The sequence below is a fragment of the Pseudomonas monachiensis genome (assembly GCF_047345015.1).
Classification (GTDB): Bacteria; Pseudomonadota; Gammaproteobacteria; order Pseudomonadales; family Pseudomonadaceae; genus Aquipseudomonas; species Aquipseudomonas monachiensis.
In genome coordinates, this window is the sequence record NZ_CP178857.1 from 4,738,264 (window position 1) to 4,748,584 (window position 10,321).

Annotated in this window: 9 protein-coding genes and 1 riboswitch; of the genes, 1 reads left to right on the forward strand and 8 read right to left on the reverse strand. The window is 61.4% G+C overall.

What is annotated here, in order from left to right; all coding sequences use genetic code 11:
* Positions 1–9: 9 nt before the first annotated feature.
* Entirely contained in the window at positions 10–1,041 is a 1,032-nt protein-coding gene (gene ltaE / locus ACMDB8_RS21190; protein WP_409078344.1) for a low-specificity L-threonine aldolase, read from the reverse strand.
* A gap of 198 nt (positions 1,042–1,239) precedes the next feature.
* A riboswitch (FMN riboswitch) is annotated at positions 1,240–1,410 on the forward strand.
* Positions 1,411–1,509: 99 nt separating this feature from the next.
* On the opposite strand from ltaE, the gene ACMDB8_RS21195 reads away from it, so the two are divergent.
* Complete coding sequence (locus ACMDB8_RS21195) at positions 1,510–2,019, forward strand: 6,7-dimethyl-8-ribityllumazine synthase (protein WP_056724151.1); 510 nt, start codon at positions 1,510–1,512, stop codon at positions 2,017–2,019.
* A gap of 110 nt (positions 2,020–2,129) precedes the next feature.
* On the opposite strand, the gene astE is transcribed toward ACMDB8_RS21195, so the two are convergent.
* The 7 genes from astE to ACMDB8_RS21230 all read right to left on the reverse strand — a co-directional run bounded on the left by astE (position 2,130) and on the right by ACMDB8_RS21230 (position 10,043).
* Positions 2,130–3,140, reverse strand: a complete 1,011-nt coding sequence (gene astE, locus ACMDB8_RS21200; protein ID WP_056724150.1) for a succinylglutamate desuccinylase — start codon at positions 3,138–3,140, stop codon at positions 2,130–2,132.
* A gap of 12 nt (positions 3,141–3,152) precedes the next feature.
* Entirely contained in the window at positions 3,153–3,443 is a 291-nt protein-coding gene (locus ACMDB8_RS21205) for a topoisomerase II (protein ID WP_409078345.1), read from the reverse strand.
* A gap of 61 nt (positions 3,444–3,504) precedes the next feature.
* Entirely contained in the window at positions 3,505–4,851 is a 1,347-nt protein-coding gene (gene astB, locus ACMDB8_RS21210; protein ID WP_409078346.1) for an N-succinylarginine dihydrolase, read from the reverse strand.
* A gap of 167 nt (positions 4,852–5,018) precedes the next feature.
* Complete coding sequence (astD, locus tag ACMDB8_RS21215; protein WP_409078428.1) at positions 5,019–6,488, reverse strand: succinylglutamate-semialdehyde dehydrogenase; 1,470 nt, start codon at positions 6,486–6,488, stop codon at positions 5,019–5,021.
* On the reverse strand, positions 6,485–7,510 hold the full coding sequence (gene astA / locus ACMDB8_RS21220; RefSeq protein WP_056724145.1) for an arginine N-succinyltransferase: 1,026 nt from the start codon (positions 7,508–7,510) through the stop codon (positions 6,485–6,487). Before astA ends, astD begins: the two co-directional genes overlap by 4 nt.
* Before the next feature lie 79 nt (positions 7,511–7,589).
* Complete coding sequence (gene aruF / locus ACMDB8_RS21225) at positions 7,590–8,609, reverse strand: arginine/ornithine succinyltransferase subunit alpha (protein ID WP_046042322.1); 1,020 nt, start codon at positions 8,607–8,609, stop codon at positions 7,590–7,592.
* A gap of 213 nt (positions 8,610–8,822) precedes the next feature.
* Complete coding sequence (locus tag ACMDB8_RS21230) at positions 8,823–10,043, reverse strand: aspartate aminotransferase family protein (protein ID WP_056724143.1); 1,221 nt, start codon at positions 10,041–10,043, stop codon at positions 8,823–8,825.
* Positions 10,044–10,321: the final 278 nt, after the last annotated feature.

The window sequence follows — 10,321 nt, forward strand, 5'->3', positions numbered from 1 at the left end:
CTAACGCTATCACTTGCGCGAAAAGTCGACGAATGTCGCGACGACCTGCTCGATTTGCGCACGGCTGACGTCCATGTGCGTGACCATGCGCAGACGAGCGGCGGCACTGAGCTTGATCCCCTGCTCGGCGGCACTGAGCTTGATCCCCTGCTCGGCGGCAAAGGCCTTGATCGCCTCGGCCTGGTCGCCCATCTGCACGTAAACCATGTTGGTCTGCACCGGCTCGACCTCGAACCCGGCCCCGCGCAGGCCCTCGGCCAGCAACTGCGCGTTGGCATGGTCATCGGCCAGGCGCGCTACATTGTTATCCAGCGCATACAGCCCCGCCGCCGCGAGAATCCCGGCCTGACGCATGCCGCCACCGACCATCTTGCGCAGGCGCCGGGCCTTGCCGATCAGCTCGGCCGAGCCGCACAGCACCGAACCGACAGGTGCGCCCAGGCCTTTGGACAGGCACACCGAGACGGAGTCGAAATACCGGGTGATTTCCCGGGCATCCACACCCAGTTTCACTGCCGCGTTGTACAGACGTGCGCCGTCCAGGTGCTGTTGCAGGCCATGTTCGCGTGTGAAACTGCGCGCCCGGGCCAGGTATTCCAGCGGCAGGACCTTGCCTTGCATGGTGTTTTCCAGCGCCAGCAGACGGGTACGGGCGAAATGGAAGTCGTCCGGCTTGATCGCGGCGGCAACATGCGCCAGGTCCAGCGAACCATCGGCCTGTACTTCCAGCGGCTGTGGCTGGATCGACCCCAGCACCGCCGCTCCACCCCCTTCGTACTTATAAGTGTGGGCCTGCTGGCCGACGATGTACTCGTCACCGCGCTCGCAATGGGCCATCAACCCCAACAGGTTGCTCATGGTGCCGGTCGGCACGAACAGTGCCGCGGCAAAACCCAGGCGCTGGGCCAGTTCGGCTTCCAGGTGATTGACCGTCGGATCTTCGCCATACACGTCATCGCCGGTGGCGGCTTTGGCCATCGCGTCGAGCATGCCGGCGCAAGGTTGAGTAACGGTGTCGCTGCGAAGATCGATAACGCTCATGAATCTGGCCTCGGTAAGCAGGGGAAATCCCTTTCAGTCAGGAATTACTGCGGGCATGGCGACGATTAATCAACCCTTGGGCTGGGATAATGCTCACTAATAAAGCGAAATACTCGATAGCAATCATCCAAAAGGGGCCATGCGCACACCGCAAATATGTGATAAAAACGCTGCGCAGCCAAACAATTTGGGCGGCAAAAACGTTCTCAGGGCGGGGTGCAACTCCCCACCGGCGGTAATTGCGTGCAAAGCGCATAGCCCGCGAGCGCTTGGCGACGACGCTGCTTCGGCGGTGGTTGGCGACAAGGTCAGCAGACCCGGTGTGATCCCGGGGCCGACGGTCATAGTCCGGATGAAGAGAGAACGGGATTGACAACAAAGGGCCGTCCGCCGGCATTCGTGCGAGCGCACCCTCAGATCCCCTTCGATTCATAACGCCCTGTTTTTCACACAAACAGGAGTCAGAACATGCAACCCACCGCAATCGACAGCAAAAGCAAACACCATCATGGCGAGCGCGTAGCGTTCATCCAGGCCTGCTGGCACAAGGATATTGTCGATCAGAGCCGTAAAGGCTTCGTCGCCGAAATGATTGCCCAGGGTTATCAGGAATCCGACATCGATTTCTTCGAAGTCGGCGGCGCCTTTGAAATGCCCTTGCACGCCAAGTTGCTGGCCAAGACCGGTCGTTATGCCGGCATCGTCGCCGCAGCCCTGGTGGTGGACGGCGGCATCTACCGCCACGAGTTCGTCGCCCAGTCGGTGGTCAGCGGCCTGATGCAGGTGCAACTGGAAACCGAAGTGCCGGTGTTCTCGGTGTCCCTGACCCCGCACCACTTCCATGCCGGTGAAGAGCACCAGAAGTTCTTCTTCGAACATTTCCAGCATAAAGGCCAGGAAGCGGCGAAGACCTGTGCGGATACGCTGATGAAGATCCGCACGCTACGTCGCAGTGAGCCGCGTGCGGTAGCGGTCTAACACCGCAAAACCCTGTAGGAGCTGACGAGTGCAACGAGGCTGCGATCTTTTGATCTGAAAAGAACAAGATCAAAAGATCGCAGCCTTCGGCAGCTCCTACAGGGGTTGTGTCAGGCCAGGTTTGCGTCGGTGGTTGGCACAACCAGGATGCCGGCACGCAAACCATTCTTCACCCTGGGGTTCGGGAAGATGATCCGGGCGCCCTCTTCCTCGATGATCCAGCGGGTGTTGGCGATGTCTTCCGCCAGCAGGTAACCCACTTCAAGCTCCGAAAAGTTCTCGATGTCCGCCGGCAGGTTCAGGCGGAAGCTGTCGCTGTGCTTGATGATTTCCCGTGCCACGCTGTACAGCTGCAAACCGTCCAGCGCGTCCTCAGTCAGTTCCGGTTCAGTGCCCTCAATGATCTGCTTGAGGCGCTTCTCCAGCAGCGAGACGTTGACCCCGTCGTTCTGACCGAACGGCCGCGCCTTGCCCAACTCCAGGGTGAAGGCCTCGGCCCCCAGTTTGTCGTAGGTGTAGGAGCTGAACACGATGGACGGTTTGTTCTGCAACAGCACCGCTTCCATGCCGGCAGCACGCAGGCGCGCCAGCTCCTGACGGGAATGCTGGCGGTCTTCTTTCCACGGATACAGGGCGAACTGCTCGATTTTCGAGCCACGAATCGCCGTGTGCAGGTCGTAGTGCAGGCGCTGACGGTCCGGCAGGCTGAAGAAGCTCGCTGCCAAACGCTCCAGTTCACAGGCGCGCAGGGCTTCGCAACCGCTGCTTTGTTCATGACGGCCGTTGAACAGCCGATTGACGTCCTGCTCGACGAAACGCTCGCCTTTGCGAATCGCTTCCGGGTTGCCGAACAGGAACAGAATACGTGCGCGCGGCTTCAAGTCGCCGCGGGCAATGTCGTGCAACAGGCGATCGAGCAATTCGATCGGCGCTGTTTCGTTGCCGTGGATCCCCGCCGACAGCAGCAGGTCCAGGCCATTGTCACGGGCTTCAGGTGGCCGGACTTCCAGCGCACCTTCGCTCAACCAGCGCATGCGCACGCCTTCGACAGTCAGTTGAGTCTTCTCCGCCGGTTCGCGGCCGGCGAGGGTCAGTTCAAGCAGTTTGCCGAGGGCGAGCATAGAGCGGTTTCCTTAGTGGTCGTGGTTGCAATCCGGGCCGTGAACGTGATCCTCGTCGTCGCCGAGTTCAGCCGATTCCATCTCCAGTTGCAGACTTACCAGATTAGTCGCCAATGGGCGCAACAGCAGGTTTGCGTATTCGGCGTCGCCTTCTTCGACGTCTACGCCGATCAGCAACTGGCCACGGCCGTCCTGCTGGATCCACAGCTCTTTGCCTTGCCACAGGACCGCGACGCGGGTGCAGGAAGTCTCCAGTTGCGTGCCGTCGGTGTCTTCAAGGATCAGCTGCAGGGTATCGCTCATATCTTTACGCTCTCGTTTGAGATGAAGCAGCGCGCTGCCATAGAAGGCGGCGCGCCGTCGATCAATTGATCTGGAATGGATAAACCGCGCCCAGTTTAAGGATTTGCGTCAGTTCATCCAGTGCCGTCCGGCACTCAAGCAGCAATTGCGGGTCCGCCAGATCGTTTTCGGTCATGCGGTCGCGGTAGTGCTTCTCGACCCATTCGGTCAGTGTGCCGTACAACGGTGCCGTCATGATAACCCCTGGGTTGACGGCCGCCAGTTCGGTTTCGTTGAGTGCGACACGCAACCGCAGGCAAGCCGGGCCACCGCCGTTCTGCATGCTCTGCTTGAGATCGAAGACCTTCACTTCGCGGATCAGGCCGCCTGAGCCGGTCAAACCCTGCAGGTACTGCCAGACACGCTCGTTGCCACGGCATTCTTCCGGCACGATCAACAGCATGGAGCCGTCAGGACGCGACAGCAGTTGGCTATTGAACAGGTAGGAACGAACGGCGTCTTCCACGCTTACTGCGGAGCGCGGTACGCAGACGGACTGAAATTTCCCACCGACCTTGGCGAGTTTGCTCTGCAATTCAGCGAGCATCTTCTCGGTCTCGAGGAACGCGTCCTCGTGATAGAACAGCACTTCGCCATTACCGACCGCAATCACGTCGTTGTGGAACACGCCCTGATCGATCACCGACGGGTTCTGCTGGGCGTAGACCACGCCGTCATCGCTCAAGCCGTGCAAACGGGCAACGGCCTGGGACGCTTCGAGGGTCTGGCGCGCCGGGTACTTCTGCGGTGCCGGGTAGCGAGTATCGAACGCGCTGCGACCGAACACGAAGAATTCGACACCGGCTTCGCCGTATTCACGGCAGAAACGGGTGTGGTTGGCCGCACCTTCGTCACCGAACTGCGCCACGGCCGGCAAGGCGGCGTGGTGGGCGAAGTGTTGCTGGTCAGCGAACATCGCCCCCAGCACGCGGCTGGTGGTCGGGTGTTCGATGCTGCGGTGGTATTTGCAGTTGAGGTTGGCGGCGGTGAAATGCACGCGACCATCAGCGGTGTCGGCGCTCGGGCTGACCGTGGCGGCGTTGGCCACCCACATGCTCGAGGCCGAGCAACTGGCCACCAGCAGCGGCATCGCGTCTTTGGCGGCGCGCTCGATCACTTGAGCGTCGGTGCCGCCAAAGCCCAGGCGACGCAGTGCGGCCACATCCGGGCGCTCTTGCGGTGCCAGTACGCCTTGCTGGAAACCTATTTCCATCAGCGCTTTCATCTTTGCCAGGCCTTGCAGCGCCGCTTCCTTGGGGTTGGAAGACTGCTGGCTGTTGCTCTGGGACGCGACGTTGCCGTAGGACAGGCCGCCGTAGTTATGGGTCGGCCCCACTAGACCGTCAAAATTGACTTCATAGGATTTCATCAGCGAGGCTCCACGAGAATCTGTTGTTATAGGCTTCAGTAACTAACTGTTCAGTGCGACCGAGTCGCGGCCTTCGCGGGCAAGCCCGCTCCCACAGGTTCAGCAGTGTTCACAAATTTTGTGTTCGACGCAGTCCTTGTGGGAGCGGGCTTGCCCGCGAATGGGCGTTACGCCATTTTCACGCCAGGCGTAAGGGCCGACGGCATCACCAGGCTCGGCGTTTCCAGCGAGGCCACCGGGTACGCGCAGTAATCAGCCGCGTAGTAGGCGCTGGCGCGGTGGTTGCCCGAGGCGCCGACGCCGCCGAATGGCGCGCTGCTCGCGGCGCCGGTCAGTTGCTTGTTCCAGTTGACGATACCGGCACGGCTTTCCAGCCAGAATTGCTGGTAACGCGCTTCGGAATCCGACAGCAGGCCGGCGGCCAGACCGTAGGCGGTGTCGTTGGCTTCAGCGATCGCCGCTTCAAAATCAGCGTAGCGGATCACCTGCAACAACGGGCCGAACAGCTCTTCGTCAGGACGATCGGCAACGGCGCTCACGTCCAGGATGCCCGGGGTCAGCAAGGCCGATTGAGCCTGAGGCTGAGTCATTTCCAGCAGCGCCACGGCGCCGTTGGCCAGCAGATGTTCTTGCGCATCCATCAACGCTTTGGCCGCACCGAGGGAAACCACCGAGCCCATGAACGGCGCCGGTTGCTGATCGAAAGCACCGACCTCAATGGTCGAGCTGACCGCCACCAGGCGCGCCAGCAACGTATCACCCCAGGCACCTTGCGGCACCAGCAAGCGGCGGGCACAGGTGCAACGCTGGCCAGCGGAGATGAACGCCGACTGAATGATGGTGTACACCGCGGCATCGAGGTCAGCGACCTGATCGACCACCAGCGGGTTGTTACCGCCCATTTCCAGCGCGAGGATCTTGTCCGGACGACCGGCGAACTGCTGGTGCAGGTGATTGCCGGTGCGGCTGGAACCGGTGAAGAACAGACCGTCGATACCCGGGTTCGCCGCCAGGGCGATGCCGGTTTCGCGAGCGCCTTGCAGCAGGTTCAATACGCCTGCTGGCAGGCCAGCCTCGATCCAGCACTTGACCGTCAGCTCGGCGACTTTCGGTGTCAGTTCGCTTGGCTTGAACAGCACGCTGTTACCGGCCAGCAGTGCCGGCACGATATGACCGTTCGGCAGGTGACCCGGGAAGTTGTAAGGACCAAACACCGCCACCACACCGTGGGGCTTGTGGCGCAGCACTGCGGTGGCGTCACCCAGCGGGCCGCTCTTCTCGCCGGTACGTTCGCGGTAGCTCTGCACCGAGATGGCAACCTTGTTGACCATGCTGGTGACTTCGGTCGCCGCTTCCCACAGGGGTTTGCCGGTTTCTTCGCCGATGGTATGAGCCAGTTCGTCAGCGTGATTCTTCAGCGCGGCGGCAAAGGCTTCCAGCACCGAGATACGCTCTTGCAGGGTACGCCGCGCCCAGTCCGGGAACGCCTGACGCGCAGCTTGCACAGCCGACTCGACTTGACCGGCGGTGGCGCCAACGCCGGACCACAGCACCTGCTGGGTCACCGGGTTCAGCGATTCGAAGGCTTCGCCCCCACCTGCCAGCCATTCACCTGCAATGTAAAGCGACTTCATTATTTCGACTCCCGAGCAGCGGACAACGCCACGGCGCGTACTTGGTCGCCAGCGTTGAGTTGAAGACGTTTGGCGGTCTGCGGATCGACCACCAGGGTACCGGCGGCCAGACGTGCCGGCGCAGCAGTGATCCGGCAGTCCTCGCGCTTGCGGTTGTGAATGATAAATGGCGTGGCATCGTCACCCGGCGTGCCGACGGCCAGCACCAGTGCCTGGCTGTCACGCACGGCGCGGATCTTGCCGGTTTCGCACTCGATCGCAGGACCTGCGTCGAAAATGTCGACGTAGCCCTGGTAGCTGAAACCTTCGCTCTTGAGCATGGCCAGCGCCGGCTCGGTGTCCGGATGAACCTGACCGATCACGTTGCGCGCGTCCGGCGACAGGAAGCAGGTGTACAGCGGGAATTTCGGCATCAGTTCGGCGATGAACGCCTTGTTGCCGACACCGGTCAGGTAGTCAGCCTGGCTGAATTCCATCTTGAAGAAGTGCCGCCCCAGACTTTCCCAGAACGGCGAACGCCCGGCCTCGTCGGAAACACCGCGCATCTCGGCAATGATCTTGTTGCCGAACAGTTGCGGGAATTCGGCGATAAACAGCATCCGCGCCTTGGACAACATGCGGCCGTTGAGGCCGGTACGATAATCGGCGTGCAGGAACAGCGAGCACAGCTCGGAGTTGCCGGTCAGGTCGTTGGCCAGGAACAGCGTCGGGATTTCGCGATAGATGTTCAGCTCTTGCGAAGCGCTGACCGTCAGACCGACCCGGAAGTTGTACCAGGGCTCACGCAGGCCGACGGCGCCGGCAATGGCGGAAATACCCACCACGCGACCGTCGTCATCTTCGAGCACGAACAGGTAGTCCGCATCGCCCCGCCCGGCTTCGCCGCGAAAGGTCTTCTCGGCCCAGCCGACCCGATGGGCCAGCCGCTCTTCGTTGGCCGGCAAGGTGGTCAGGCCGGTACCGGTGCTGCGGGCCAGGTCGATCAGAGCGGGTAAATCGCTGCTGCGTACGGGACGAACGATCATGCTATCTCCTCAAACGGGCCGCTTGCGCCACCCGTGAAACTTCGCTGCTTTCTAAACAAGCAATCAGGCCAGGCCGCTGTTAAACCGCCACCAGGCGCACGCTGGCACCCTCGCCGACGCCCAGGGCTTCGGCCGCTTCCAGGTCCAGGGTCACCGGTTTGCCCGGCGCGTAATCGAGCTCGAGCATCACTGCGCGGTAATCCTGCAACTGGGCATTGGCCACCAGATACTGGCGACCGACACCTTTGACCGGTTCGCCGATCTTCACCGGCACCACACGGCTCTGGGCGATCGAACGGATCCCCGAGACACGGGCATGCAGGGTCGGGCCACCGTCGAAAATGTCGATGTAGTGATCGGTCTCGAAGCCTTCGCGCATCAGGATGTCGAAGGTGATCTGCGCCCGCGGGTGCACCTGGCCCATGGCTTCCTGAGCGGAGTCCGGCAGCAGTGGCACGTAGATCGGGTAATGCGGCATCAGTTCGGCGAGGAACGTACGGCTTTTCAGCCCGCACAGACGCTCGGCCTCGGCGTAGTTGAGGTCGAAGAAGTTGCGACCGATGGCATCCCAGAATGGCGAGTCGCCGTTTTCATCGCTGTAACCGACGATCTCGGTCACCACGGAATCGGCAAAACGCTCCGGATGGCTGGCCACGAACAGCAAGCGGCCACGGGAGTTGAGCTCCGACCACGGCGAACCCACCAGCTCGCGCTGCACATAGAAACTGGTCAGCAAGCTGTTGCCGGTCAGGTCATGGCACTGCGAGAGCACGTGGATCTTGTTGTGAATCTTCAGCTCGCGGGAAGCGTGCACGAAGGTTTCGTTGCGAAAGCTGTAGAACGGCTCGGAGTAACCGGCCGACGCCACGATGGCCGAGCAACCGACCAGCTTGCCGGTGGCGGAGTCTTCGAGGACGAAGAAATAGCTTTCCTCACCGTTGAAACTCACTTCGGCGGCGAACGAAGCTTCGCTTGCCGCGATCTTGTCGCTCAGGCGTTCAACGTCATCCGGCAAGGAAGTAACACCAATCGGACTGTCCGCAGCCAGACGCTGTACCTCGCCCAGATCAGCCATTTGCGCGGGGCGCATCACCAGCATGGTGTCACTCCTTTATCCAAAAATTACAGAGAAAAAAACCTGGCCTGCCTGAGAGACACTGTGGGAGCGAGCTTGCTCGCGATGGCGTCCTGTCAGGCAACGAAGATGTTGGCTGTCAGGCCCTCATCGCGAGCAAGCTCGCTCTCACATAAAAGCGGGGCCGGCATAAAAAATTGGGTTCGACGCCTGAAAGGTCAGGCGTCGAAGGGTCTATCAGGCTTGCGTCAGTTTTGCCGCGGCACGTTCGAAGCGGTCCAGACCGGCATCGATATCGGCGTCTTCCACCACCAGGCTCGGGGCGAAACGCACCACGTCCGGGCCGGCTTGCAGAATCATCAGGCCTTCTTGCTCAGCGGCGTTGAAAATGTCCTTGGCCTTGCCTTTCCAGGCATCGCTCAGCACACAGCCGATCAACAGGCCCAGGCCACGGACCTGGGTGAACAGGCCGTACTTCTCGCCGATCTGCTCAAGGCGGGCCTTGAACTTGTCATGCTTGGCGTTGACACCAGCCAGCACCTCAGGGGTGTTGATCACGTCGATCACGGCTTCGGCGACAGCACACGCCAGCGGGTTGCCGCCGTAAGTGGTGCCGTGGGTGCCGACGACCAGGTGCTTGGCCAGGTCTTCGGTGGTCAGCATGGCGGCGATCGGGAAACCACCGCCCAGGCTCTTGGCGCTGGTCAGGATGTCCGGGATCACACCGTAATGCTGGTAGGCGAACAGGTGGCCGGTACGGCCCATGCCGGTTTGCACTTCGTCGAACACCAGCAGCGCGTTGTGCTCGTTGCACAGTTCGCGGGCGCCTTGCAGGTAGGCCAGTTCGGCCGGCAGTACGCCGCCCTCACCCTGAATAGGCTCCAGGACCACGGCGCAGGTCTTGTCGGAAACGGCAGCTTTCAACGCGGCCAGATCGTTGTACGGCACGTGGGTGATGCCGGTGATCTTCGGACCGAAGCCATCGGAGTACTTCGACTGGCCACCGACGTTCACGGTGAACAAGGTACGGCCGTGGAAGCTGTTGAGCGCGGCGATGATTTCGTACTTCTCGCTGCCATAACGGTCGAACGCGACACGACGGGCCAGCTTGAAGGCGGCCTCGTTGGCTTCGGCGCCGGAGTTGCAGAAGAAAGCGCGCTCGGCAAAGGTGGCGTCGACCAGCTTGTGTGCCAGGCGCAGGGCCGGCTCATTGGTGAACACGTTGGACACGTGCCACAGCTTGTTCGCCTGCTCGGTCAAGGCACCGACCAGCGCCGGATGGGCGTGACCCAATACGTTGACGGCAATCCCGCCGGCAAAGTCGATCAGCTCGCGGCCGGACTGGTCCCAAACGCGGGAACCGGCGCCACGCACAGGAATGAATGCGGCAGGCGCATAGTTGGGAACCATTACCTGATCGAAATCGGCGCGTTGTACCGCAGCGTGCTCAACGGACATCGGAGTCTCCTGAAGAGAAAACACTCGCCTGAAACTGGCGAGCTTGGTGAGGATTGTAAGGACAGTTTTCAGCCCGGCCTTGCCGCCAAGCGACAACTTCTTATAGCGCAAACCCCGGATTTTCCCGGGTTTACGGCAATGCGACATATAGGGTCGCAAAGGCGCAGTTTAACTGGCGGCGGACGTTTGCGGCAGGCTTGCTGCGCTGTAACGCCTGCCAATGGCCCGAGTGCGGTAAATATGTACCGCACAGCGTCCAGGTTCGCGGGTTTTCCTAG